We start from the raw sequence: 26,943 nt of genomic DNA on the forward strand, positions 1-26,943 counted from the left end.
ATCTCTAATGATTAGTTATAATACATTTAAAATGAAGATGCCAATCTTAATTTGATTGGCACCTTTTATTAACTTATATATCCTTTGACGTATTGCTGTGTTATTGGATTTTGAGGATTCATCAATACATCTTCGGTTTTTCCAAATTCTACTACCTCACCGTTATAAACGAATATTATATAGTCTGAAACGCGACGTGCTTGACGAAGTATATGTGTAACCAATACAATTGTATAATCTTTCTTTAAATCGATTAATAGGTTTTCAATAGTTTGTGTGGATATAGGATCCAATGCTGAAGTACTCTCATCACCAAGTATTATTTCGGGCTGAACAGCCAATCCACGTGCTAAGCAAAGACGTTGCTGCTGACCAATTGATAATCCTGTTGCCGAACTATCAAGACGATCTTTTACTTCGTCCCAAAGTCCCACATTTCGGAGTTGAGTCTCTACAATTTGCTCCAACACCTTTTTGCTTTTCTCCCCATGAATTTTAGGGCCATAAGCTACATTCTCAAAAATAGACATAGGAAGTGGGAATGGTCTTTGTGAAAGTAATCCCATTTTCTTACGAATATGCGTGACTTCAGCATCTTTCGCGTAAATATCCTCACCATTTACCAAGACCGAACCTGTAACATTCACTTCTTTGGAATCATCCATCAGACGATTTAATGTTTTCAGTAATGTAGTTTTACCACAACCCGATGGACCAATAATAGAAGTAATTGAATTATTGGGAAAATCAAGATTGATATTCTTTAATATATGTGCTCCTTCGATATGTACATTCAAATCCTTGATTTGAATATGTGGTGTATTGGGAAGGACTATATTTTGTGTTTCTTTTGTTTCGATGCTAGAATGTGCGTGCATATGACAATAATAAGAATGATCAATGTAAGTACTAAAGCGGAAGCGTAGGCTCTACCTTGTACTTCTGGAATAGGACTACTTAATTGAAAAAATATGGCTAATGGTAAAGTTGCTGCTGGTTCATCAATGTATTTTGGTAGATTATCCGAAAAACCTGTTGTTAATAGTACACCTGCAACATCGCCAATAGCTCTACCAAATGCTAATAATATAGCTGTAAAAATTCCTGGTTTGATATATTTGAGTAATACTTTAGCAGTTTCCCAAGTGGTAGCTCCCAAAGATTTGGTTACATTTTTTAAATCAATAGGAATAGTTCTCAATAATTCATCTAGTGTCCGTACAACGATAGGAATTGTTAATAGTGTAATAGTGATAACACCACCCAACAAAGAGGCGCGTATACCAAGCCAAACCATAATACTAAAAGCTATAGCTCCGTAAACAATAGAAGGGATACCAAATAATACGTCGAATAATAATTTGGAAGACTTTTCAAGAAATGAACCTTTCTTAACGTACATATTTAGGTACAATGCGATTGGGATACCTACGATTGTAGCTAAAACTGTAGAAAGTCCTGCAAGATATAAAGATCCCAAAATAGCATTAAAAATTCCACCGCCTTTGCCAATGTAAAATCCACCTTGTGGCGATTGAGAAATCATTTCCCAACTGATATAGGGCAATCCTTTGTGTAGGATAATGCCAATGATTAGAAATAAAGAACCTGTAATACTGATGCCCGAAATTTGCATCAATATCTTAGCGATTTTTTCGCTTCTTAATCTTCTGTTAATATTTGACATTAAGCGTGTTCCTCCAATCTATTTAAAATAATTTTTGAAATGAGGTTAAACCCAAAAATGATGACAAATAGTAGCAATGCTGCAAACATTAATGCCGCGTCATACAATGGAATTGACATCATTTCACCAAAATTATTAGCAATCAAAGCGGGGATTGGATAACCTGCATCAAATAAAGATTGAGGTACTTTAGGTATATTACCACAAACCATCAATACGGCAACCGTTTCACCGAACGCACGTGAGACTGCTAACACGATAGCGGCTATAATACCAGGTTTCGCCTTGCGCAATACAACTTTTTGGATCGTTTCCCATTTCGTTGCGCCTAAGGATAAAGATGCAGCTTTTAGTTCATTAGGAATAGTTTTTAAAACTTCCACCATAATACTAATCATTATCGGAAATATCATTACAGCCAACACAATGCCTCCTGCAAGAACAGAATAACCAGTGGTACTTACATTGAATATCGGTGCAATCCATTCTGAAATTAATGGAACAACAAACAATACCCCCCATACACCATAAAGTACTGGAGGAATTGCTGCCAATACATTCATTAATGGCAATACGGACTTGCGCAATCTATCAGAAGCGTACTCGACCAAATAGGTTGCAGCTAGTATACATAATGGAACTGATATGATTAATGATATGAAGGTAACCCACAATGTGCCCATGATAAAAGGAAGGAAACCGAAATTTCCTTTTTGCGGCGACCATACTTTTTCGGTTAAGATAGAGAATAAATTCACACTGTCAAGTAAAGGAGAAGCTTTCAGTGCTAAACCCATAACAATTAGTACGACCACAGATAATGATATGATTAAAAGTGACCGCGACAGATTTTTGGCAATAGAATCTTTTAGTAATCTAAGTTTCATTATCTGTTTAATTTATCTAATTCGTTTGCGCGTTGTTGATCTGTGAGCGGCACATATCCATTTTCTAGTAAATAGCCTTGTTGATTTTTATCCAAAATGAAACGAATGAATTCTTTTATTAGTTTACTAGTATTATCATTCTTGATGACAAATAGAAGTTCGCGCGTAGGAGGAGAAGGGTATTTACCCAAAGCAACAGCTTCCGTCAGTTCATCGAGATCTGCATAGAAGTTTTCTTCTGGATCAATTTTGCCATTATTGTTTTGATCGATCGGGATCACTTCAATATTAGACGTAGTTTTCTTGGTTTGAAGGTCGTATACATAATTAATATTGTTAAAACCTATCGCATTTGGACTATCTTTAATTGCCTGTGCTACGCCCGGATCACCAAATATTCCTACACCTTTAAGATCTTCTTGGGTTTTATCGAAAAATTTAGCCCAGGTTTCTGCTGCTCCAGCCGCGTCAGAGCGCACATAAACTCCTAGAGGAGAATCTGAAAATCTATTATCGATAGCTTTCCAAGTTTTATATCTCGAATGTATAAAGACATTCTCTAACTCTTCTTGTGTCAAACCTCTTTCTTTGATTAAGTTTGCGTTGGGATGGCTTGAGTTGAAAGTCCCCAATACAGCATCTTTAGCTACGAAAATTGGGTAAGCGCCTTTCTCGACTTCTTGTGGATGCAAATCACGAGACACTAGACCTATATCGGTCATATTCGTAAGTACATCGGCTATTCCTTTTCCTGCACCACCTGCAGAAATATTAAAACGTACGTTAGGATGTAATTTTTTGAAATCTTCCCCCCATAATACAACAATCGGGTATAATGCAAAAGCCCCAGAAATGGAGATTGTACCCACAAATCCATTCTTTTCATCATAACCCTCTTTGACTTTAGGTGCGCATGCACTGCATATAATTGAAAGAATTAATACTTTAGTTAATGATTTTGTTAATTTCATTAATTATATTTACGAATATTATAAAATAAAATATTTCTACAAATATATACTAAATTGGTAGAATATATAGCTTTTATAGCTTTTATTTTTTACCTTTGTACCGTGTTATTTGAAAAAGTAACAGATAGAAGAGATTTAAACGAGGATTGCTACTTACTTTAAACCATGCAAAGTTTTAGAACAGAATTAGAAAACCCAGTTGTAGAGCAAGAGATTATAGAACTCGAGCGTAAGATTAGAGCTTATCAGGAAGGACAAATTCCAGATGAGAAGTTTCGTTCGTTACGATTGGCTAGAGGAGTGTACGGACAGCGCCAACCGGGGGTACAAATGGTGCGTATTAAATTACCTTTTGGTAAAGTTACTTTTAAGCAAATATTAAAAATTGCAGATATTTCGGATGAATATGCTTCCAAAAATCTGCACTTGACTACACGTCAAGATATACAAATACACTACGTTAGTTTAGATAAAACACCAGAATTGTGGGCTAAATTAGCAGAAGATGATATTACGCTGCGTGAGGCATGTGGTAATACTGTTCGTAATGTGACAGCATCGCCTACGGCAGGAATCGATCCATTAGAGCCATTTGATGTATCACCATATGCGCATAAAACTTTCGAATATTTCTTACGAAACCCGATTTGTGCCGAAATGGGACGTAAAATTAAGATTTCCTTTTCTAGTTCAGACCGAGATACAGCATTCTCTTATATACATGACTTTGGATTTATTCCGAAAGTGAAAATTGTAGATGGGGAAGAGGTAAGAGGTTTCAAAGTATTGCTTGGTGGCGGGTTAGGTTCACAGCCTTTATTGGCGCACGAAATCTTTGATTTCTTAACAGAAGATCAAATTATTCCTTACATGGAAGCGACTTTACGTGTATTTGATCGTCATGGCGAACGCAATAACCGTAATAAAGCGCGTTTCAAATACCTAGTTCAAAAATTAGGGTTGGAAGAAGTCTTGCGTTTGATTGAAGAAGAAAAAGTAGCAATCAAAAATAAATCTGTTGTTGTAAACAGAGAAACTATACAGCAGCCTGCAGCGCCAACGTCGGTAGTGGCACCTGTAGAACCAATTGATGCCGCAAAATATCAAGTATGGCGCACCACTAATGTTTTTGAACAAAAACAAAAAGGTTTTTTTGGTGTGTATGTGAAAATTTTGACTGGTGATATTCCGACTTCAAAAGCGAGAGAACTAGTTGCTGGAATCCGCGATCACATTGCGGATGATATTCGTATTACACAAAATCAAAATTTACTTTTTAAATATGTACGTGAGGAGTCATTGCCACACTTGTTTAATTTGTTTACACAATTAGGCATAGCAAATGCTGGTTTTGATAGTACAGCAGACGTAACGACATGTCCTGGTACGGATACCTGTAATTTGGGTATTTCAAATTCTACCGAAATGGCGCGCGTTATTGAGCAATATATCCATGAATTTCATGAGGAATTTGTGTACGAGCAAGATTTGAAAATCAAAATTTCGGGCTGTATGAACTCTTGCGGTCAACATGGTTTGGCACATATTGGTTTTCATGGTAGCTCCGTAAAAGCTGAAGGAAAAGTAGTTCCGGCAGCACAAGTTATGTTAGGTGGAGGTACAATTGGTGATGGTAAAGGGCGTGTCGCAGAGCGTGTTATCAAAGTTCCAACAAAGCGTGTGTTGCAAGTAGTTGATTTGGTTTTAGTTGATTACAAACAAAATAGATTAGCGGAAGAAAACTTTCATGCGTATTATGATCGTCAAGGAAAAGACTATTTCTATCGCTTGTTAAAACCACTTTCGGATTTGACTACCTTGACGGCAGATGAATTTGTTGATTGGGGTCATGAAGGTACATTCGCAACCGCTATCGGTGTAGGAGAATGTGCTGGTGTGGTTATCGATTTAGTGGCTACACTTTTATTAGAATCAGAAGAAAAAATTGAATGGGCTAATAAAGCTTTTGACAATAGTCAATATGCGGATGCAATTTACCATGCCTACAGTGCATTTGTGTGGACAGCAAAAGCTCTATTATTGGATAAAGGTGTCAATGCAAGTACGCAGACTGCAGTTATCAATGAGTTTGATGCACGTTATGTGCAAGAAGGACTATTTTCTTTCCCTACATCATTCGCAGAGCGCGTATTGCAAATAAATAAATATGAACCTTCTAAAGAGTTTGCTGAAGTATTCATCAAGCAAGCAACAGCTTTCTATTATGAAGCTGCAGAACGTAGAGAGTCATTACGCGTAGTAAACAGTTAAGGAGAGGTAGAATGAGTGAAGTAAAACCATTTGTAACACTAGTCGGTGCTGGTCCAGGTGACCCCGATTTGATTACATTAAAAGGTATTAAAGCCATCAAAGAAGCTGATGTGATTCTGTACGATGCTTTGGTAAATGAAGAATTATTAGATTATGCAAAAGAATCTTGTACGAAGATTTATGTAGGTAAACGTGCTGAACGAATGTCTACTTCACAAGATTATATCAATAAATTATTAGTTGATTACGCATTGACGCATGGTCATGTCGTAAGGTTGAAAGGTGGAGATCCATTTGTATTTGGACGTGGTGGTGAGGAGTTAGATTATATTCGTCACTTTGATATTCCAACTGCTGTAGTACCTGGGATTTCTTCTTCGGTAGGTTTGACTGGTTTGCAACAAATTCCGTTAACTTATCGTGGAATTAGTGAGAGTTTTTGGGTGATAACAGGTTCAACTTCAGATGGACTTTTGTCGGAAGATTTGCGCCATGCTGTTAAAACTAATGCTACAGTAGTAGTTTTGATGGGCTATTCTAAGTTGCAAAAAATCATTGAATTATATCAAGAAAATGGTAGAGGTAATTTACCAATAGCGTTGATTCAAAATGGTTCGCTAGAAAATGAGCGTTTAGCAATTGGTACGATAGATACGATTATGGAACAAGTTCATAAAAATCTCTTAGGTGTGCCTGCAATAATTGTTTTGGGTGAAGTAGTTGCCAAGCATCAATCTTTTCAAAAGTTAAAACAAGAGATTCAACATTTAGAAGCTTAAATGAATACGCTGTTTCCCATTTTCGTTAAAATGAACCAGATTCAAACCCTCTTAGTTGGGGCTGGACCTGTTGGTTTGGAGAAATTGCAAGCTATATTTCGTAGTTCTCCTTTAGCGAAAGTAAAGATTGTTGCGGAGCAAATTATCCCTGAAGTTTTTGAATTCATTGCGGATAAAGAAACAATTCAATTAGAGCGACGTAGCTTTCAAGAGTCGGATTTGGATGGAAAAGATTTGGTTGTAGTAGCGAGTAACAATCCTGAATTAAATAAGCAAATTCGTGAATTTACTACAAAACGCCATATTCTGTTGAATGTAGCGGATAAGCCAGAATTATGTGATTTCTACTTAGGATCTATCGTCCAAAAAGGAAACTTAAAAATTGGTATTTCGACAAATGGTAAATCACCGACAATGGCAAAACGATTAAAAGAATTTTTTAATGAAATATTGCCCGAAGAAATTGACGAAACACTGGAGTTGTTGCAAGAATATAGAAATCAATTGCGTGGTGATTTGGAACATAAGATTAAGCAGTTAAATGCACATACACAAGATATAGTAAGTAAGAAATAGGGTATGATTGATCATTTGAGAGCAAGTTTACAAGGTTTGGATGCTGCACAAATTATCCAATATATGACGGATAATTATGGTAATAGAGCGGTTTTTTCAACATCTTTCGGTATAGAAGATCAGGTGCTGACGCAGTTAATTGCTGATGCAGGTGGGAAGATCGATGTTTTCACTTTGGAGACTGGACGTTTATTTCCAGAAACTTACTACGTGTGGAACAGAACTTTAGAACGTTACAAATTACCGATAAAGGCGTATTATCCGCAAGCGGCTTTAGTAGAGGAAATGGTCACTAAAAAAGGACCATCAAGCTTTTACGAAAGTGTAGAGAATAGAAAAGAATGTTGTTTCATTCGTAAAATTGAGCCATTAAAACGTGCGATTCAAGGTTACGAAATCTGGGTAACCGGTATTCGTGCAGAACAATCTGCCAATCGTGAAGATATGGATTTTATAGAGTGGGATGAAGCGAATCAAATTATAAAGATTCATCCCTTATTCCAATGGACATTAAGCGATGTAGAATCTCATTTAAAGCAGTATAATGTACCTTATAATCCTTTGCACGACAAAGGATTTCCAAGCATTGGCTGTCAGCCTTGTACGCGGTCTGTGACACCTGGTGAAGATTTTCGTGCTGGACGCTGGTGGTGGGAAGATAAGAGCAAGAAAGAATGTGGCTTGCATGTTACCAGCAAATAAAATAGATACATAAGATAGAAAATATATACGATTAAGGGTTAAGAATGGATTATTTAGATCATTTGGAGGCGGAAGCCATTTATATTCTGCGAGAGGTTGCAGGGCAGTTTGAGAATCCTGCACTTTTGTTTTCAGGTGGAAAAGATAGTATTACATTAGTTCATTTAGCTAAGAAGGCTTTTAGACCAGGCAAATTCCCTTTTCCGTTGGTACATATAGATACGGGACACAATTTTCCAGAAACCATACAATATAGAGATTGGTTGGTGGAGCAATTGGGTGAAAAGTTAATTGTCGGCTTGGTGCAAGATAGTATTGATCAAGGAAAAGTAATCGAGCAAAAAGGTAAAAATGCAAGCCGTAATGCATTACAAACGGTTACACTTTTGGATACTATTGAAAAAAATGGTTTTGATGCGTGTATCGGTGGTGCACGTCGTGATGAAGAGAAAGCAAGAGCGAAAGAACGTATTTTCTCGGTTCGTGATGAGTTTGGACAATGGGATCCTAAGCGTCAACGACCAGAACTTTGGAATATCTTTAATGGTAAAATTCATAAAGGAGAGAATGTTCGTATTTTCCCAATCTCTAATTGGACGGAATTGGATGTTTGGAATTACATCAAACGTGAAAATATCGCGTTGCCTTCAATCTATTTCAGTCACGAGCGTGATGTAGTGTGGCGCAATGGGCAATGGATGGCTGCAGCGGAATGTTTAAATATTGATTCGGATGATCTGGTAGAACATAAATCTGTGCGTTTCAGAACAGTAGGGGATATGACATGTACAGCTGCTGTAGGTTCTGTTGCTACAGAATTAGACGATATTATCGAAGAAATCAAAGCTTCAACTGTGAGTGAGCGTGGTGCCCGTATGGACGATAAAGTATCCGAAGCAGCGATGGAAGAACGTAAAAAACAAGGTTATTTTTAAAGTAGATTTATAGATGTTAGAAATGAGATATTAGACTATGTAATTGTCTCAATACTCACATCTCAATACTCAATTCTAAATAAAAATGAATATTCTAAAATTTATCACGGCTGGTTCTGTTGACGATGGAAAAAGTACCTTAATTGGCCGTTTGCTATATGATACCAACTCGATTTTGGATGACCAATTGGAGGCTATCCAAAAGGCGAATCGCAAGAACGATGATGGAACTGTGGATTTGGCAATCTTGACCGATGGTCTAAAAGCCGAACGCGAGCAAGGTATCACTATTGATGTGGCGTACAAATATTTCCAAACGGAAAATCGTAAGTTCATTATTGCGGATGCGCCTGGGCATATCCAGTATACGCGTAACATGATTACGGGAGCGTCCAACTCGGATTTAATTATTATCCTTATTGATGCACGAAAAGGTGTAATCGAACAAACGAAACGTCACTCTTTTATTGCGAAGCTTTTATCGCTAAAACAAGTATTGGTTTGTGTCAACAAAATGGATATGGTTGATTATGCGGAGGATGTATATGAAACTATTAAAGCTGACTATTTGCAATTAGCAAAAAACCTTAAGTTGAAAAATGTTGATTTCATTCCAGTTTCGGCATTGAAAGGGGATAACATAGTTGACAAATCTTCCCGTATCGCTTGGTATGATGGATTAACTTTGTTGGAATACCTAGAGCAAGTTGAATTCGAGGAAAGCAATGTCGATACGTGGCGTTTTCCGGTGCAATGGGTAATCCGTCCACAGTCGGAAGATTATCCGGATTACCGTGGTTATGCAGGTCGTGTGATTGGTGAAGGCGTAAAAGTAGGAGAGTCTGTGGTGATTTTGCCTAGCGGTGTACAAACAACCATTGAACGGATAGAGTTAGATCAAAAAGAATTACAAGCTGCGCATGATGGTCAATCGGTGGTCTTGCATCTAAAAGATGATGTAGATATTTCGCGTGGTGATTTTATCGTGTCAGCGAATAAACCTGCTCATGCCGAACGCGGTTTTGAAGCAAATATCTCATGGTTTGAAAATAAAGCTTTGGATACAAATCAAGTGTATTTATTACAAAATCAAACCAAAGTCACCAAAATCAAAATTCCTGAAGTACAATACAAGTTTGATGTCAATACGCAAGAACGTATTTACGATGAAGATATTCGATTAAATGATATTGGTCGTGTGTCCGTTAAAGCTGCTGAGGAAGTTGTTTTTGATTTAAACCGTGATTTCCCAGCAAATGCTCGTGCTATTATTATTGATCCACGTAATAACCTTACAGTTGGTGCTTTGACGGTAGAAGAGTTATTGTAAGATTCTTTAGATTTTTATAAGTCAACCTCCAAATAGTGGAAGCTATTTGGGGGTTGTTGTTAATATGCTTGGATTAGCACTTCAGATGGAATATGTAATTTATCTGTTAATTTTCGAATCATTTCTAATGATAATTTTCTTTTCTTGTTTAAGATTTCGCTAGCTCTACTTTTTAAACCGATAATTTCCGCTAAATCATTCTGCGAATAATTTAATTGCTCCATACGGAATTTTATAGCTTCAATAGGGTCAGGAAGTTCAATTGGAAAGTTTTCATTTTCATATTTTTCCAACAAGATTCCTAAGATTTCTAATTCATCACCTTCTTTCGTTCCTGGCTTAGCATCAAAAATTACTTCTAATCTTTCTAATGCTTCCATATAATCTTGTTCTGTTTTGATAGGTTTTACATTCATATCTTTTAAATTTTGTTGGCATCTATTTTATCATATTCGGCATGAGAGCCTATAAAGCGAATCCAAATCATTTGATAACTGAAATTGATTTTAACAATCAATCGATAATGATTACCCTTTAAATTAAAACAAACGCGATTATCTTCTAAAACACTTAAACTTGGATATTCAAGCTTTAATTCATTCAAGTTTTTCCAAGTCCCTTTTTCAGCCTCAGCGTACCACGATTTCAGTTGCTGTTCGCAATCTGAATGTTTTTCCCAAAACTCACGTAATATTTTCTTTGCTATAACTCTCAAGTGTTTCTATTTTAAACAAATATAGTTGTAATTTCCCAAAATGGGAAATTTATTGTTGCAGTTTGGATATTATTGTTAAGTTTAAAAGAGAAGTGTTATTACAAAACCATTGGATTTAACAACCAAAATCCAATAGTAGAAGTGATTTTGGGGTTAGTCTATACATCATATTTAATAGTGAGGTAAGCTGATAAGATAGATTGAATTAAAGTAGTTGCTTCGTATATCCTCATTATTCTAAAATTATTTGGTTGTTTATTTCTTCCATGTCTTACATCATATGATATAAGATCAAAAATATTGTAGTTCCCATGATTTGCAGTTTGTATAAAAGACCTAATTTGCGATTTTGTAATTCCATATTCCTGTAATCCATTAGATAATTTTATGCTTAATGCAGTTTTAAAGTAGAATTCAATCGTTTCATATAGTTTATATAGATTAGTTAGATTACGTTCTAATGAATTAAGAATCAATAATTCAAAAACATCTTCATGTTCAACTGATAAATTGATTAATCTATTTAAAAAATGATCTGATGGAGAGAAATTTGACTCATTTAAATTTCTTTGTAATTCTTCATTAGAAAATGGGTATGTCCAAGTGAAATCTTCCCTTCTGGAAATATATAGGGTAGTCATTAAAAAAGGATCTGTAATACAATTTGCAGAAACATTTATTTGTCTATCAGAGTTTCGTAAATACAGATTTAATCCTCCATTTAATAGAGCAATAAGTGTGTTTCCCTTATTCCAAATATCTTCTAAATCTTCTAATTCACAAAAATGCATACTATATAATCTGACACTTTCGTCATAATCGTGCATTGGAAGATCTTGCAAGGAAAATTCATGGCCGCTTAAATTTCTGAATTCATGGCTAATAGTTATCGTCTCATTAAGTAATATAACTTTACTGGACATTATAATATTTATTGGAATTAGATTTAATTTCTATACATTGAGATTTTAATTTTTAAGGTTTTTGTCTACTTCTCCAACAAAAATCCATTCAACTCTCTATTAAAAGCTAAAGGATCTTCCAAGTTTGGAAGATGACCAGTATTTGGGATTTCAACGAAGACTGAATTTTTGATACCTTGATGCAATTCTTCCATTAGCGCTTTTGGGGTGATTTTATCTTGCTCGCCACGGATAATTAGGGTAGGAACTGTTATTTTGGAAAGCAGTTCTGTCGAATCTGTTCGTGAGGCTAATGCCAATTGTGTTGCGCAGATATTTCGAACAGAATTACGACGAATACTGCTTTTGATTAATTCTATGACTTCTTCGTTTTCTTGAATAGTTTTCTTCGTAAAAAGGTTATCAATAAAAGCAATGGCAAATGGTCTACGACCATAGCGTAAAATCGCTTGTATGCTATCAAAACGCTTTTGTTTGCCTGCATTGTCGTCAGCTCTGTGGTGTGTGTCCGAAAGTATTAATCCTGCGATTTTTTCGGGGAAGTGTTCATAAGCACGTAATGCGATATAACCACCCATGCTCACGCCACAAAGTACTACCTTTTGCAATTCGAGCTTGTCAATGAAAGCTTCCAAATCTTTAGCAAATACATCAATGCTAAAAAATCCATGGCCAGCCGTGCTCAGCCCATGCCCACGCACATCGATGGCAATACCTGTGATATTATCTTCGAGAGATTCGAGTTGATACTTCCAGGAATTTTTGTTGAAAGGAAACCCATGTATAAATATTATGACCTTTTCTTCGGGTTCTGTAGCCTTTTTTATATAGTATGAAATGTTTATGTCGTGAATCTGAGCTTTTCCAGATCGAATTGAGCGCTCTGCCATATAAATGTTAGTGAAAATTATTTATTTATGTATCAACAATATACCTATAAATTCGCGTCTAAAGTAGAAAAAATATGAGAAAAAGTTTGAAATAAATAAAAATCTCCTCATATTTGCATCACCAAAACGGAACGACATACAGTCAGAAAGTTGAAGATAAAAGCATTCCTAGCTCAATTGGATAGAGCGTCTGACTACGGATCAGAAGGTTAGGGGTTCGACTCCCTTGGAGTGCACAAGAAAGCATCTAGTTTACTAGATGCTTTTTCTGTTTTATGACCTTGGGTGATACTGCGTGATAATAGATTGCAGATAATCTTTGTCTATATGTGTATAGATTTCGGTGGTGGTAATACTCTCATGACCGAGCATATCCTGTACAGCGCGTAAATCTGCACCTCCTTCGACTAAATGCGATGCAAAGCTATGACGGAATGTATGTGGGCTTATTTTTTTATTCAAGCCTATCTTAGCCGCCAAATCTTTGATGATAATAAATACCATAACGCGTGATAAAGGTGCGCCGCGACGATTTAAAAAGACGAAATCTTCATTGCCAGTTTTGATAGGTAGGTGAGGGCGTGCCTCTTCCAAATATATTTTAAGATATTTTCGGGCTTGGTGTCCAATAGGGATTAGGCGCTCTTTATTTCCTTTACCTTCTATTTTAATAAATTCGACTTCAAGATGCAGATTTGAAATCTTCAAATTTATTAATTCACTAACACGGAGTCCACAGCCATATAATACTTCTAGCATGGCTTTATTGCGTGTGCCTTCAGCTTGCGAAAGATCAATGGCGTTTATTAGGTTGTCAATTTCTGTTACATCTAATACATCAGGAATTTTACGCTCAAGACGAGGTGTTTCAATTAACGCGGCTGGATTGTTTTCTAGGTTGTATTCCAGCTGTAAGAAATTAAAAAAAGATTTTAGTCCAGAAATAATACGCGCTTGAGAATAAGGGGAAATATTGAATGCATTGATCCAAACAAGAAAGTTTTGAAAATCTTTAGTCGTTAGTTTGTCTATGGAGATAACGTTGTCTTCACAATATATTTTTAATTTCTCCACATCATTGATGTAGGCGAAAATAGAATTTTTCGATAAATTACGTTCAAAAGCCAAAAATTTTTTGAAATCTCTCAATAAACTATTCCAATCCATCCAAAATTCTTAAAAAATATAAAAAATATATGTTAAAGTTTTTCTTACCAATTATTAATATTTAATTTGTATAATATTTAACGCTCTAAATTAATGAAATTTTTAAAACCTCTAGCAGTAGCATTTTTATTGCCTGCCACATTTGGCTCGTTGCATGCTAAATCTAATTTTAATGCAACGCTTTCTACTGAAGTAAGAAGCATATTAAGTCAAGACACTTTAGCGTGGTCTGCACCTTTACCATTTGATAAGGATGTGAAGGTAGGTAAATTAAAGAATGGGTTTACATATTATATCCGCAAAAATACAGAACCTGAGAAACGTGTAACTATGTACTTAGGTATTAAAGTTGGTTCAATTCTGGAAACGGAAAAAGAAAGAGGGTTGGCGCACTTTTTAGAGCATATGAATTTCAATGGTCTTAAACATTTTCCGAAAAATGAATTAATAGACTATTTACAAAAAGCAGGTGTTCGTTTTGGATCTGATTTAAATGCGTATACAGGTTTCAACGAAACTGTTTACCAATTGCCAATTCCATCGGATGATCCTGAATTATTAAAAAATGGTTTACAGGTGATGCGCGATTGGGCACAGGATGCTATGTTGCAATCAGACGAGATAGACAAAGAGCGTGGTATTATTATGGAAGAAATGCGCGGTAGTCGTGGTGCTGGTCAACGTATTCAAGACCAGATGTTGCCTTTGTTGTTTAATGGGTCATTGTATGCGCAACGTTTGCCTATTGGAACAGAGGAAGTGGTTACTGGTTTTGATCACCAACTCATTCGCGATTTCAAAGACCGTTGGTACAGACCGGATTTGCAATCCATCATTATCGTAGGAGATATTGATCCGCAGGCAATCGAAAAGGAAGTGGTACGCTTATTTTCGGATATGAAAGTGGTTAAAAAACCTGTTGAAAGAAAGGATTTTGGAATTGATTTGTTAAACAAAAATCAATTCAAAGTAATTACTGACGCAGAAATGCCACAAACTGTGGCACGTATTATCATCAAACATCCCGACACCAAAGTTAGAACGGTTGCTGACTACCGCACTTCACTTTTAGAAGGTGTTTTCAATCAGGTCATCAATGCACGATTGCGCGAAATTGCCCAAAAACCTGACGCTCCATTCTTACAGTCTATTATATCAATTGATGATTTCATGAATCTGTTTCACAGCATGACGCTTGCCGTTGTTCCGAAGCCAGAGAAATTGGAAGAGAGTATGAAGACGGTGGTGCGTGAACTTAAGCGATTTGAAAAATTTGGTATTACAGAAGGAGAATTCCAACGTGCTATTTCAATGTACAGTAAAAGCAATGAAATGGCGTACCAAGAACGTGATAAAGTAAAATCTGATACGTATGTAAACAATTATTTAAGTCATTTCTTAAAAGGAGATGCTGCGTTGAGCGTAGAGGATGAATATCATTTAACAAAGCAATTGTTGCCAACGTTGACTTTGAAAGAAGTAGAAGCAATAGGTAATAAATATTATGCAGAAACCAACCGTGATATTATAATTGTTGGTCCAGAAAAGGATAATGATAAAATGCCGACAGAATCTGTTGTAACCAATTGGTTTGATGCTGTAGGCAAAGAGTTATTAACGGCGTATGAAGATCAAGTTTCTGATTTACCTTTATTATCAGCAGAGCCAATAAAAGGAACAGTTAAGTCTGTAAAAGCTATCGATGCAATCGGAAGTAAAGAATTGACACTGAGTAATGGTGTGAAGGTGATTTTAAAACCTACAACATTTAAAAATGACCAAATCCTTATTTCAGCTTTCAGCGAAGGTGGTCATTCGTTATACGATGACAAAGATTATTTCAACGCATCTAATGCATCGGGAATTGTGGGGGCATCGGGAGTAGGTCAATTGAACGCTATTGAAATACGTAAATACCTTGCAGGCAAGAATGTTCGTATTTCGCCATATATCAATGAAAGATTTGAAGGTATTTCGGGAAGTACAGACAAAGAGGGTTTAACAACTGCTTTTGAACTGATTCACGGGTATTTCACGCAGCCTCGTCTTGATGAGGATATTTTCCAAGGTATCATCGCGCAAACAGTGGCATCTATGGAAAATAGAGACAGCGATCCAGCATTCGTTTATAGAACTGCAATCAACAAGGCGCTGTATGGTGATAATATTCGCAAAAACAATGCTTCACCTGAACAAATCAAATCTATTTCTAAAGAAAGGACTTTAGAGATTTTCAAAGAAAGATTTGCTGATGCTTCTGGTTTTACTTTCACCATCGTAGGTTCATTTACCGAAGAAGAAATCAAACCTTATTTGGAACAGTATTTAGCATCATTGCCTGCATCGAATAATCTGGAAGAAGCTAGAGATTTGAAGATATTGCCACCAGCAAAAGGTCTTGAGGTAGTTGTGAAGAAAGGTAAAGAAGCAAAAGCACAAGTGAGCATGGCTTTCATGGGCGATTACAGCTATTCTGAGGACGAAAACAATAGCATGGACGCTTTAGAATCTGTTCTTACAATCAAATTGTTGGAGCGTCTACGCGAGGATGAAAGTGGAGTCTACGGTACTGGAGCTTCCACTTCTTATTCTAAATTTCCAACGGGCAGATATACGTTCAATATTGGTTTCGGAACAAGTGTAGACAAATACCAAGCTTTGATTAATTCAGCGCTTGACGAAGTAAACAAAATCAAAAAAGATGGTCCTACACAAGTCGATTTAGATAAATTCATTATTGAAAAAACTCGTCAGTATGAGTTGGATTTGAAAGAGAATAACTACTGGATGGGTGAAATTTCTGGAGCTTACCGATTGAAAGAGGATCCTACTGCAGTTTTAAAATATTTAGAAGCTGTTAAAAAAGTGAGTGTTTCTTCTGTCAAAGCTGTTGCTGAGAAATATTTAAAAGAAAATCGTTTGTTTAAATTTATTCTTCTACCCGAAGAAAGTAACTAATAAGACAAATCTAAATACCAAAAATGCGGAGCAACAAACTCCGCATTTTTTTGGTCAAATAATTCGAGAAGTTATCCGCAATGATCCAAAATCAAATGCCTGTTTTCTACAAAACATAAAAGCCTTCTGTAATCGGTAATTCAGAATACACAACTTTTGGTAATTATGAGTGCAGCAAAAATGGCAAGAATGGTGCAGCATAAATGGCAATAAAGAGTGCAGCATAATTGGCAATAATAAATACATAGTTCATCTTTTGGAACATAGAGTTCCAAAAGAAAAAACAAGCTTTGTCGTAGCAATAAGACAAAGTAATTATGAACTATTATTTAAATAAACTTATGACCTATCATGAGGTTCACAAAATGTATCGAGAAGGTAATTCGATACGAAAAATTTCAGAACATTTAGGACTGAATTGGCGCACGGTAAAAAAGCTCTTATCCAAAGACGACCGAAGTTACCAAAAAGAACTAGAACGGCCTATTTCTAAGAAAAAACTTCTTGATCCCTTTCGAGATTTTGTACGGGAAAAACTGGAGCTCTACCATGATACTTCTGCCGCACAAATGTTTGATTGGCTTAAAGAACAACACCCTGACTTTCCCTCAGTTAGTGCCAAAACAGTATTCAACTTTGTACAAGGCATTCGGGCGGAATTCAATATTCCTAAAGTGAGCTCTGCTCGTGATTTTCAGATGGTTGAAGAGCTTCCTTACGGTAGTCAAGCTCAGGTAGACTTTGGTTTTTATAATATGACCACCACAACAAATAAGCAAAAGAGAGTACAATTCTTTACTTTCATTCTATCGCGCAGCCGTTATAAGTTCATTTTGTTTAGTGATATTCCTTTTACCACGGCAATGGTTATTGATGCACATGAACAAGCTTTTCAGTTTATTGCTGGTCTGCCTGAAGAAATCGTTTATGATCAGGACAGATTGTTTATCGTCTCTGAAAACCTAGGTGACATAGTACTCACTTCCGAGTTTTCGAATTATGTGCGAGAGCGTGGAATTAAGCTTCATTTTTGTCGAAAATCCGATCCCCAAAGCAAGGGTAAAGTAGAAAACGTAGTTAAATATGTAAAGCAGAACTTTCTATATAATAGGCCATATCGTGATCTTGAAACGCTTAATGATGAATGTATAGCCTGGCTGCACCGTACGGCCAACAATCTGCCCCATGGTACAACCAAACTTATTCCACTAGAAGAACTTGCTAAAGAGCAGATGTTTTTAGAACAGTATCACCAAGTGCTTCCCAACCCACCGCAAAAACAGATTTACGCTGTTCATAAAGATAATAAGGTGTCTTATAAGGGTAATTTCTATAGTGTTCCAATTGGCACATATAACGCTGGTATTACTAAAGTCCACCTTAGCGAGCAGCATGGCAAATTACACATTGCAGAGCTCTCAGGAAAAGAAATCTGCGTACATGAAGTTTCAGCTTTAAAAGGGAAAAAGATCATTCTGCGTACTCATGGCCGTAATATGGAGCCAAAGGTAACAGAACTGATTTATCAAACAGCTTCTTTATTTGAAAATATAGAAAAAGCTCAGCAATGGTTAATTGCGATAAAACTCCATAAAAAAAGATATATACGTGATCAGATACAAATGATTGAGCGTGTCATAGAAAACAATAATGCATTTGATATATCACGTGCATTAGATTACGTTCATGCTAATAATATACTAAGCGCAACGGACTTTAAAGCTTATCTAGATTATATCCGCTCAGAAAAAAACCATAAACCGGAACTGGAAACCAAAATTATCAGGCTTAACCCACTTTCAGCAAGCAATAACACCCAAATGGAACTAGAACCTCAGAAAAGTGATTTAACTGATTATGAATTACTTTTTGGTAACAACTAATAATATCCCTGTCGGTAATACGGCAGGGAAAAACTAATAACTCTACTAAAATAATAACAATGGAAAATCAAAAACAACTGGTAAAACAACTTTGTTCAGACTTCAGAATCTCAGCGGTTGCTGCAAATTTGGATCAAATAATAGCTACAGCTGAAAGTGAAGACATTGGCTACCTAGAACTCCTAACAAGATTGTTGAAAGCAGAGCAGCAACATCGCCAACAAAGAGATGAAGTTAGACGTATGAAATCTGCTTCACTTCCCCGTAATAACGATTTATCAAACTATGATGCTAAACGTAATGGACTTACTGATAAAAGACTAGCCACACTTAGAGAGCTTAACTGGATAGATCAACTCTTTAACTTAGTTCTTATGGGACCAAGTGGTACAGGAAAAACAATGCTAGCGGCAGGATTAGCTAAGGATGCTGTAAAGGCCGGGTATCATGTATACTTTAGAACTATGGAAGAAATAGTCTCTATCTTAAAAACCAAGGACTTCGTACGTTCGCAAACAGCAGAATACAAAAAGATGGTACGAGCCAACCTAATCATTATTGATGATGTTATGCTTTTCCCTTTAGAAAAAAATGTTGCAGTTGGCTTCTTTAATTTTATTAATCAAATATATGAATCAACATCTATTATCGTAACCACTAATAAGAAACCAACTGAATGGGCTAAAATGCTCGAAGATGAGGTGATTGCAACGGCACTCTTAGATAGAATTTTGTTTCGGTGCGAAGTCATAAATCTAACAGGAGAAAGCTATAGATTGCAGAATAGAAAATCATTCTTGGACAAATAAATTTTATAGCATACTTTTGAAATGGATTGTGTATTTATTATTGCCATTTTTGCTGCACTCCAAATTACCAATTTTGCTGCATTCTTATTTTCCATTTACAACTTCATAATATTTGAAGGCTTTTGTGCTATATGTAAAGTGGTTAACTTACTTTTATTCGTTTACAACACCCATTTTACTAAATTTATCTATTCTTTCTGTAACCAATGTATCCGAATCTTTAGCACCTAAAATGGTTAAATCTGCTAAAATCTGAGCTTTTACATTGTTTGCTGCTTCTTCAGGATTTTGGTGTGCGCCACCCATTGGTTCAGGGATAATACCATCGATTAAGCCGTTTGCTAACATATCATTACCCGTTAGCTTCAATGCTTCTGCAGCACGTTCTTTATGATCCCAACTTCTCCATAATATCGAAGAACATGATTCTGGTGAGATTACCGAATACCATGTGTTTTCCATCATGTATACGCGATCCCCGATACCAATACCTAATGCACCACCCGATGCACCTTCACCGATTACGATACAGATTACAGGAACTTTCAACACAGACATTTCCAATAGGTTGCGCGCAATAGCTTCACCTTGACCTCTTTCTTCAGCTTCTAATCCAGGATAAGCACCCATTGTGTCAATTAAGGTAACAATAGGCTTATTAAATTTTTCAGCCATCTTCATCAATCGCAAGGCTTTTCTATATCCTTCAGGATTTGCCATACCAAAGTTACGGTATTGTCTTTCTTTGGTGTTTTTTCCCTTTTGATGGCCGATTACCATTACAGATTGTCCGCCGATAGACGCAAATCCACCAATGATAGCTTTATCATCTTTTACAGTACGATCACCATGTAATTCTACGAACTCATCACAGATCATTTCGATATAGTCAAAAGTTTGTGGTCTTTCTGGATGTCTTGACATCTGTACTTTTTGCCACCCAGTCATATTTTTGTATATATCTATTTTTGTTTGCTCTAGTTTTTCCTCCAGCTCACGTACCGTAGCACTCATGTCCACTTTAGTTTTCTCAGCTACCTGATTAACTTTTTCTATTTGTGTTTGCAAATCTGCAATCGGCTTTTCAAAATCAAATGACGTATTCATATAAAATAACACTGTAGTTTATTCTGGCTAAGTTACTGTATTTTTTAGTTAAATTAAAACAGTTTTTCAAGCTGCAGTTAATAGTTTGGATTGTTAAAAAATTAGTAGTTTAGCATTTTGCTGGAAAATGTCTATATGAGCATCATGGAGAAAAAAAGAATGAATATCCCTTATGTATTTATATTAAAAATCATCGCTGTCGTTATTTCATTGACGATATTCATTATGTTTCCTGAAATAAAGGATAGAGAAATACTAACACAAATGGTCACAGGTTTAAACTCGTTTTTAGTGCCCAGTATCATTTTATCTATTCTTCGATTTTTAATTATTTCACTCTATAATGCGCGCCATGCAAATCGCTCTGTTAGAGGAAATTTTGTGCTAGGAATTAACCGCTTGACAGCTATGATCAATGCTGTTTTGTTTGTCATTGCCGTTATGGTCGCTTTTGGAAAAAATCCAGTTGAATTCGTAACAAGTTTGACGATCGTTGCCATGGCTATCGCTGTGCTATTTAGAGATTATATCACGAACATGTTAAGTGGTTTGTTTATAATGTTTTCTGAACAATTATCCGTTGGCGATAGGATTAAAGTTGGTGAACACAGAGGTCGAATTGTAGATGTAACTTTTGCTAATATTATTTTGCAGAATGAAGAGGATGATATCGTGATGGTACCTAATAATATGGTTTTTACCAATTCGATGGTGAATCTATCTGCACACAGATCTAATCTTTTCACTGTTAAGTTTGAATTACCATTATATGTAGCTACGGATGTGGAAACGTTGGAAAAGGAAATTCAAAAGACCTTATTAAACCACCCGAATCTTGATGAAGAAAATCCTCCATCTTTGCACGTAGTCGAAATAGGGAAGGACTTTGTTCGTTATAAAATAGAATTGTATGCAGTAAGTGCGAGCAATAAATTGCACCGCGTTATTGAAAACGAAATCTTACGAGAAATATTGATATTCGAACATTCTCGAACTAAATCATCCTAACTTTCACACTTTCCACGAAGTGGTGAGAGCCTTTCTGAAGAATTAAATCTGCTCTATATTTGGTAGGCAAAATGTTGTTATGAAGATTTGGCTTGTTAATTTCAGTCCAAATCTGAAAGGCCATTTGTTTACTTTCTTCTAATGTCAAGTTCGCGTATTTATGAAAATACGAGGAAGGATCCTGAAATGCAGTAGCGCGTAGAGACTCAAAACGACTGATATACCATTCGATAATATCTTCTTCTTTGGCATCCACATAGATAGAAAAATCAAAGAAGTCAGAAACGAAGACTTTGTTACTTTGCCCTTTTTGTGAATTTACTTGTAAAACGTTTATACCTTCCACGATTAAAATGTCCGGATTTTGAATAAGTAAAGTATCGTCAGGCAAAATATCGTATTCCAGATGGGAATACACTGGAACAATATGAGTTGTAATACCAGATTTTACAGCAGTAAGAAAATTTAATAGTTTCTTGGTGTCGTAACTTTCCGGGAAACCTTTGCGATTTAAAATCCCGCGTTCTGATAATATTTTATTGGGGTACAGAAAACCATCAGTTGTGACTAAAGATACTTTGGGTTTGCTCGGAAGAAAGGAAAGTACTTTTTGTAAAACTCTCGCTGTTGTACTCTTACCGACTGCAACAGAACCTGCGATTCCGATTATAAATGGTAACTTTTGCTGGTTGCGCTGATAAAAAGCATTACTTGCATTGCGTATTTCATCGTAATTTTTGATGTGAATTTCGATCAAATGAGCCAACGGGAAATATATTTCTTCAATTTCTTCCGTATTCAACGGCTCATTCACCGCATGCATTTGACTAAGATCATTTGAATTCAAGCTATGATTGAAGTGTCCATTCAGCCCTTTCCACTCTTCTCTATCAAATTCTTGATACGGACTACTCAATATTTTTTCTTCTTGAATGAATGACATTAGTCTTTTTATTTATTGCGGCAAATATACGACCTTGCGGTAGATATTATGGCAAGTTTTAGTATATAAATTAGTCCAAAAGGCCTTCAATAATCAAAGAGCCTGTCGCTGGATTGGTCGCTAATGGCACATTGTATAGGTCCGAAATACGCATTAACATTTGAATATCAGGTTCATGTGGGTGTTTGCCAAGTGGATCTCTAAAAAATATAATCCCAGCTATTTTACCTTCAGCTGCCATTGCTGCAATTTGCGCATCACCTCCTTTAGGACCGCTTAATTTAAGTTCTACGTCTAATCCTGTTTGAAGAATCAACGAACCTGTAGTTCCTGTAGCTACGATATGTGCTTTTCTCAAAAATTCGATATGATCTTTGACAAAACCGACCATTTCCGCTTTTTTTCCATCGTGCGCTATTATTGCTATCGTTTTCATATTATAATTGATTTAGGTTTTATCCAAAAAATAAATAAGCAAGTACGATGGCCGCAATCAAACCGACCAAATCCGCGATTAATCCACATACCAATGCGTGTCTGGTGTTCTTGATTCCTACTGATCCAAAATATACCGCTAAGACATAAAATGTTGTTTCTGAAGAGCCCTGAATGATACTTGCCAATCTGCCTTGAAAAGAATCAACACCATACGTTTGCATGACATCAACCATCAAACCTCTTGCACCGCCGCCACTCAATGTCTTCATTAATCCAACGGGAAGAGCAGGTACAAATTGTGTATCTAATCCTAGAGCAGCAACTAATGAACCAATTCCGTTTACGATGTAATCCATACAGCCAGTCGTACGAAATGCCGATATAGCGACCAGAATAGCTATTAAGAACGGAATAATCATCACAGCAGTAGAAAAACCTTCTTTTGCTCCGTCAATAAATGCATCATATACATTTATTTTCTTTGCTGCGCCATAGGCTATAAACAAAATAATAATAGAAAAGATTAGTAAGCCTCCAATCAATCCCGTTACTTTTTGCATCTGGTCAGGAGGGAGGTCTTTCAAGCCAAAGTACAATACACACATCAACCCTATGAAGATACTTAGGAAAACGAGTATTGGGAGTTTAAATAAATTGATTTTTTGAAAAGCAGCCACTGCTAGCATACCAGACAAGAAAGAAATAAATGTACCTATCAGTGCGGGAATAAATATATCTGCTGGATTCTCCGCACCTGCTGCCATACGCAAAGCAATTACAGATGTCGGAATCAGCGTAATTCCAGCAGTATTCAGCACCAAAAACATGATTTGAGAATTGGTCGCTGTTTCTTTATCTGGGTTTAATTCCTGCAATTCTTTCATGGCTTTCAAACCTACTGGTGTCGCCGCATTATCAAGTCCCAGCATGTTTGCTGAAAAGTTCATAATAATGGACCCATTAGCAGGGTGACCTTTCGGAATTCCAGGAAATAATTTTCCGAAAAATGGATAAACGCCTTTGGCGAAAACTGAAATCATTCCGGCTTTTTCACCGACTTTCATGACGCCAAGCCAAAAGGTCATGATACCAACTAAGCCAATGGAAAGTTCAGCTCCAGTTTTAGCACTATCAAATAATCCGTTTAAAAGGTTTGAGAAGATTTCTGTATCACCAAAAAATATAAGTTTAATTAAGGCTACTATAAAAGCAATAATAAAAAAGGCAATCCAGACGTAATTTAAGGCCATAAAATATGTATTTCATCGTAAATGTAAGAGTTATCAAGCATTCTCACAATTGACATAAATAGTTTTTGATGAATATACTAAAATTAGCATTGAAATAACAATGATGCTGGTAAGAAAGATTATAATTAGGATTGTAATGTTTGAATAATAGCTGAAGCTTTTAGCAAACATTCGTTGTATTCATTTTCTGCTTCGGCATCAATTGTGATGGCACCTCCAGTATGAAAGGATAGATATTGCTGGCTTTGATTGTATAAAATAGTCCGAATAATAACGTTAAAGTCAAAATCACCTAAAGGCGAAAAATAACCAACAGTGCCTGAATATACACCACGACGAGAGTTTTCGTATCGGTCGCATAATTTCATTGCGGAGATCTTTGGTGCGCCCGTCATAGATCCTGGGGGAAATATATTTTTGATTGCTAGGACATCATTTATCTCATTACCTATAGTGCAAGTAATAGTTGATATGAGTTGATGTACTTGCTTGAAACTATGGACTTCTAGTTTTCTTTCAGCAGCTACAGTTCCAGGAAGAGCGGATCTTGTCATATCATTGCGAACCAAGTCTACAATCATCACATTTTCTGCAATTTCTTTGGGATTATTGCGTAGTTGTTCGATATTTTGTTGATCTTCTTCGACGGATTTTCCGCGAGGTGCTGTTCCTTTTATGGGTTGAGAAATCAAAGTGTTTTCTCTTTTTGCCAAAAAGCGTTCAGGTGAAGCAGATAAAATAAACTTATCGTTGAGCTTAAAGTAAGTGGAAAATGGAGTAGGAGAAATCGTGTTTAATTTCTGATAAACATCAAATGGATTGATTACGGCATTCTCTGAAAAAAATTCTTGGCACAGATTCACTTCGTAAATATCTCCTCGACGAATATGCGAAATCATATGTTCGAAAGCCTCAAAGTATGCTTCTTTGGATAGGCGATGTTGAATGTTAATTTTTGAAGATGGTACACGAGTCTCTGTATCACTTCTAAAATCCAAAATCGCATTGAAGATTATTTCTGGAGAATCAGCGTCTATTTCTACTGAACCTTTAGAAAACTTGAGTAGGGTTTTCGGAATAAAGAAATAGCAGTCTGGAAATTGGAGTGGATTTGGAAATGAAGTTTTTAAATCTTCAATTTGATTCTTCAAATCGTAACCAAAAAAACCAAACATCCATTGCTTAGGATGTTTGGTTTTAAATTTTTCAAGTTCTTCGAAAGTATGTGTATCACTTTCGAAAGTATATGTAGCTTCTACAGCTAGAATAGCCTCAATAGAAGAAAACTCATCTTGATAGCCATTTGATTGAAGATAACATATTTGTTCAAACTGTTGTGCCCAAGCCAACGCTTTAGACTCAAAATCCGCAATATGTACTTCAAAAATGGCTTTTGCCATGTCTTATTTCAATACAATTGTTTGTGTACGATCCGGACCTACAGACAAATATTTGATTGGCACTTCTAATGCTTTCTCTAAATATGCGATGTAATTTGCTAATGCAGCAGGGATTTCTTCTTTCGTACGAATGCCAGTCAAATCTTGATTCCAACCTTCGATCTCTTCCAAAATTGGCTCAGGTTTGATAGAATTAATATCGTATGGCATGTAATCGATTACTTGTCCATCATATTTGTAGTGTGTACAAGCATAGATTTTTTCGAATGTATCCAATACGTCTGCTTTCATCATCACCAATTCCGTCACACCATTTAACATAATAGCATATTTCAATGCAGGAATATCAATCCAACCAGTACGACGCGCACGCCCAGTAGTAGCACCGAATTCATGACCTAATTGACGTAATTGCTCACCCACTTCGTTGTCCAATTCTGTAGGGAAAGGACCGCCACCTACACGAGTACAGTATGCTTTGAAGATACCCAATACTTCACCAATTTTGTTTGGAGCAATACCAAGACCTGTACAAGCACCAGCTGTAGTTGTATTCGAAGAAGTCACAAATGGATAAGAACCGAAGTCGATATCTAATAATGTACCTTGTGCGCCTTCAGCTAATACTTTTTTGCCATCTTTTAAATATTGGTTTACCAAGTGCTCTGAATCCACATGTGGAATAGATTTGATAAATTCGATAGCTGCTAGGAAAGCATCTTCACGCTCTTGGAAATCTGCGATTTCACCGTGGTGTGAAAGGATTTCTAAGTGTTTAGCTTTCAATTTCTCATAACGTTCTTGGAAGTCAGGTAATGTTGTGTCACCCACACGTAGACCATTACGTCCTGTTTTGTCCATATAAGTAGGACCGATACCTTTTAGAGTAGAACCAATTTTTCCAGCACCCATTTTAGATTCTGAAGCAGCATCTAACAATTGGTGTGTAGGAAGAATCAAGTGCGCTTTACGCGCTAACACCAATTTTCCGTCACCTACAGGATCGAAACCCGCAGCTTTAAGATTGTCTAATTCTCTTTTTAAAATAATAGGGTCGATAACTACACCGTTACCAATTAAATTTAAAGTCGTTTTATTAAAGATACCTGAAGGAATAGTGTTTAAAACAAATTTTTTGTTGTCAAACTCTAAGGTGTGTCCGGCATTAGGACCCCCTTGGAAACGAGCGATCAAATCATACTGTGGACACAATACATCCACAATTTTACCTTTACCTTCGTCGCCCCATTGTAAGCCCAATAGCACATCAACTTGCATAGCGTATTATTTTGTGATTATGATTGAAATTTTGTA

The 26,943-nt window shown here is 36.3% G+C and carries 25 protein-coding genes and 1 tRNA gene; 11 read left to right on the plus strand and 15 right to left on the minus strand.

Annotation, left to right across the window (positions count from 1 at the left end):
• Positions 1-68: 68 nt before the first annotated feature.
• Genes FLS47_RS17700 through FLS47_RS17715 form a run of 4 tightly spaced genes read right to left on the minus strand, consistent with a single transcriptional unit; the run spans position 69 to position 3,545 of the window.
• Positions 69-878: a phosphate ABC transporter ATP-binding protein gene (locus FLS47_RS17700; protein WP_149915651.1), complete on the minus strand. Its 810-nt coding sequence runs from the start codon at positions 876-878 to the stop codon at positions 69-71.
• Positions 833-1,687, minus strand: a complete 855-nt coding sequence (locus FLS47_RS17705; RefSeq protein ID WP_149915652.1) for a PstA family ABC transporter permease — start codon at positions 1,685-1,687, stop codon at positions 833-835. The genes FLS47_RS17700 and FLS47_RS17705 overlap by 46 nt, the downstream gene beginning before the upstream one ends.
• A complete protein-coding gene (pstC, locus tag FLS47_RS17710; RefSeq protein WP_223225416.1) occupies positions 1,687-2,574 on the minus strand; it encodes a phosphate ABC transporter permease subunit PstC in 888 nt (295 codons plus the stop codon). Before pstC ends, FLS47_RS17705 begins: the two co-directional genes overlap by 1 nt.
• Positions 2,574-3,545, minus strand: coding sequence for a PstS family phosphate ABC transporter substrate-binding protein (locus tag FLS47_RS17715; protein WP_149915654.1), 972 nt, complete (start codon positions 3,543-3,545; stop codon positions 2,574-2,576). The genes pstC and FLS47_RS17715 overlap by 1 nt, the downstream gene beginning before the upstream one ends.
• A 165-nt stretch (positions 3,546-3,710) precedes the next feature.
• Here FLS47_RS17715 and FLS47_RS17720 point away from each other — a divergent pair, with 165 nt between their 5' ends.
• The 6 genes from FLS47_RS17720 to FLS47_RS17745 all read left to right on the plus strand — a co-directional run bounded on the left by FLS47_RS17720 (position 3,711) and on the right by FLS47_RS17745 (position 10,138).
• A complete protein-coding gene (locus FLS47_RS17720) occupies positions 3,711-5,816 on the plus strand; it encodes a HEPN domain-containing protein (protein WP_149915655.1) in 2,106 nt (701 codons plus the stop codon).
• Between the two features lie 11 nt (positions 5,817-5,827).
• Positions 5,828-6,595, plus strand: a complete 768-nt coding sequence (gene cobA / locus FLS47_RS17725; RefSeq protein WP_149915656.1) for a uroporphyrinogen-III C-methyltransferase — start codon at positions 5,828-5,830, stop codon at positions 6,593-6,595.
• Positions 6,596-7,171, plus strand: coding sequence for a precorrin-2 dehydrogenase/sirohydrochlorin ferrochelatase family protein (locus FLS47_RS17730; RefSeq protein WP_149915657.1), 576 nt, complete (start codon positions 6,596-6,598; stop codon positions 7,169-7,171). It abuts the gene before it with no gap.
• Between the two features lie 3 nt (positions 7,172-7,174).
• Complete coding sequence (locus FLS47_RS17735; protein WP_149915658.1) at positions 7,175-7,873, plus strand: phosphoadenylyl-sulfate reductase; 699 nt, start codon at positions 7,175-7,177, stop codon at positions 7,871-7,873.
• 44 nt (positions 7,874-7,917) lie between these two features.
• Positions 7,918-8,808, plus strand: coding sequence for a sulfate adenylyltransferase subunit CysD (gene cysD, locus FLS47_RS17740; protein WP_149915659.1), 891 nt, complete (start codon positions 7,918-7,920; stop codon positions 8,806-8,808).
• 85 nt (positions 8,809-8,893) lie between these two features.
• Positions 8,894-10,138, plus strand: coding sequence for a sulfate adenylyltransferase subunit 1 (locus FLS47_RS17745; RefSeq protein WP_149915660.1), 1,245 nt, complete (start codon positions 8,894-8,896; stop codon positions 10,136-10,138).
• 59 nt (positions 10,139-10,197) lie between these two features.
• Here the strand turns inward: FLS47_RS17745 and FLS47_RS17750 are convergent, their stop codons facing one another.
• From FLS47_RS17750 to FLS47_RS17765, 4 genes are all read right to left on the minus strand, one after another.
• Positions 10,198-10,554, minus strand: a complete 357-nt coding sequence (locus FLS47_RS17750) for a helix-turn-helix domain-containing protein (protein ID WP_149915661.1) — start codon at positions 10,552-10,554, stop codon at positions 10,198-10,200.
• 5 nt (positions 10,555-10,559) lie between these two features.
• Complete coding sequence (locus tag FLS47_RS17755) at positions 10,560-10,853, minus strand: type II toxin-antitoxin system HigB family toxin (RefSeq protein ID WP_149915662.1); 294 nt, start codon at positions 10,851-10,853, stop codon at positions 10,560-10,562.
• A 158-nt stretch (positions 10,854-11,011) separates the two neighbouring features.
• The gene (locus FLS47_RS17760; protein ID WP_149915663.1) at positions 11,012-11,776 is read right to left on the minus strand and encodes a hypothetical protein; all 765 of its coding nucleotides are present in this window, start codon (positions 11,774-11,776) and stop codon (positions 11,012-11,014) included.
• A 65-nt stretch (positions 11,777-11,841) separates the two neighbouring features.
• A complete protein-coding gene (locus tag FLS47_RS17765; RefSeq protein WP_149915664.1) occupies positions 11,842-12,666 on the minus strand; it encodes an alpha/beta fold hydrolase in 825 nt (274 codons plus the stop codon).
• Positions 12,667-12,828: 162 nt separating this feature from the next.
• Here FLS47_RS17765 and FLS47_RS17770 point away from each other — a divergent pair.
• Positions 12,829-12,902, plus strand: a tRNA-Arg gene (locus tag FLS47_RS17770).
• Between the two features lie 37 nt (positions 12,903-12,939).
• Here the strand turns inward: FLS47_RS17770 and xerD are convergent.
• A complete protein-coding gene (gene xerD / locus FLS47_RS17775; protein ID WP_149915665.1) occupies positions 12,940-13,833 on the minus strand; it encodes a site-specific tyrosine recombinase XerD in 894 nt (297 codons plus the stop codon).
• A gap of 93 nt (positions 13,834-13,926) precedes the next feature.
• On the opposite strand from xerD, the gene FLS47_RS17780 reads away from it, so the two are divergent.
• The 3 genes from FLS47_RS17780 (at position 13,927) to istB (ending at position 19,483) form a co-directional block, all read left to right on the plus strand.
• A complete protein-coding gene (locus tag FLS47_RS17780; protein WP_149915666.1) occupies positions 13,927-16,791 on the plus strand; it encodes a M16 family metallopeptidase in 2,865 nt (954 codons plus the stop codon).
• A 317-nt stretch (positions 16,792-17,108) separates the two neighbouring features.
• On the plus strand, positions 17,109-18,674 hold the full coding sequence (istA, locus tag FLS47_RS17785; protein WP_149915667.1) for an IS21 family transposase: 1,566 nt from the start codon (positions 17,109-17,111) through the stop codon (positions 18,672-18,674).
• Positions 18,675-18,733: 59 nt separating this feature from the next.
• On the plus strand, positions 18,734-19,483 hold the full coding sequence (istB, locus tag FLS47_RS17790) for an IS21-like element helper ATPase IstB (RefSeq protein WP_149915668.1): 750 nt from the start codon (positions 18,734-18,736) through the stop codon (positions 19,481-19,483).
• Between the two features lie 153 nt (positions 19,484-19,636).
• On the opposite strand, the gene FLS47_RS17795 is transcribed toward istB, so the two are convergent.
• Complete coding sequence (locus tag FLS47_RS17795) at positions 19,637-20,590, minus strand: acetyl-CoA carboxylase carboxyltransferase subunit alpha (protein ID WP_149915669.1); 954 nt, start codon at positions 20,588-20,590, stop codon at positions 19,637-19,639.
• Positions 20,591-20,734: 144 nt separating this feature from the next.
• Between FLS47_RS17795 and FLS47_RS17800 the strand changes: the two genes are divergently transcribed.
• Positions 20,735-21,598 (plus strand): mechanosensitive ion channel family protein, encoded by an 864-nt coding sequence (locus FLS47_RS17800; RefSeq protein WP_149915670.1) that lies wholly within the window; start codon positions 20,735-20,737, stop codon positions 21,596-21,598.
• Here FLS47_RS17800 and coaA read toward each other — a convergent pair.
• The 5 genes from coaA to FLS47_RS17825 form a co-directional block, all read right to left on the minus strand.
• Positions 21,585-22,541 (minus strand): type I pantothenate kinase, encoded by a 957-nt coding sequence (gene coaA / locus FLS47_RS17805; RefSeq protein ID WP_149915671.1) that lies wholly within the window; start codon positions 22,539-22,541, stop codon positions 21,585-21,587. The two genes, FLS47_RS17800 and coaA, sit on opposite strands and share 14 nt — an antisense overlap.
• Before the next feature lie 70 nt (positions 22,542-22,611).
• Positions 22,612-22,977, minus strand: coding sequence for a methylglyoxal synthase (locus tag FLS47_RS17810; protein ID WP_149915672.1), 366 nt, complete (start codon positions 22,975-22,977; stop codon positions 22,612-22,614).
• A 19-nt stretch (positions 22,978-22,996) separates the two neighbouring features.
• A complete protein-coding gene (locus FLS47_RS17815; RefSeq protein WP_149915673.1) occupies positions 22,997-24,229 on the minus strand; it encodes a nucleoside recognition domain-containing protein in 1,233 nt (410 codons plus the stop codon).
• A gap of 125 nt (positions 24,230-24,354) precedes the next feature.
• A complete protein-coding gene (locus FLS47_RS17820) occupies positions 24,355-25,629 on the minus strand; it encodes an anthranilate synthase component I family protein (protein WP_149915674.1) in 1,275 nt (424 codons plus the stop codon).
• Positions 25,630-25,632: 3 nt separating this feature from the next.
• A complete protein-coding gene (locus tag FLS47_RS17825; protein WP_149915675.1) occupies positions 25,633-26,907 on the minus strand; it encodes an adenylosuccinate synthase in 1,275 nt (424 codons plus the stop codon).
• Positions 26,908-26,943: the final 36 nt, after the last annotated feature.

This window comes from Sphingobacterium cavernae (genome assembly GCF_008520265.1).
In the GTDB taxonomy this organism is placed as follows: Bacteria; Bacteroidota; Bacteroidia; order Sphingobacteriales; family Sphingobacteriaceae; genus Sphingobacterium; species Sphingobacterium cavernae.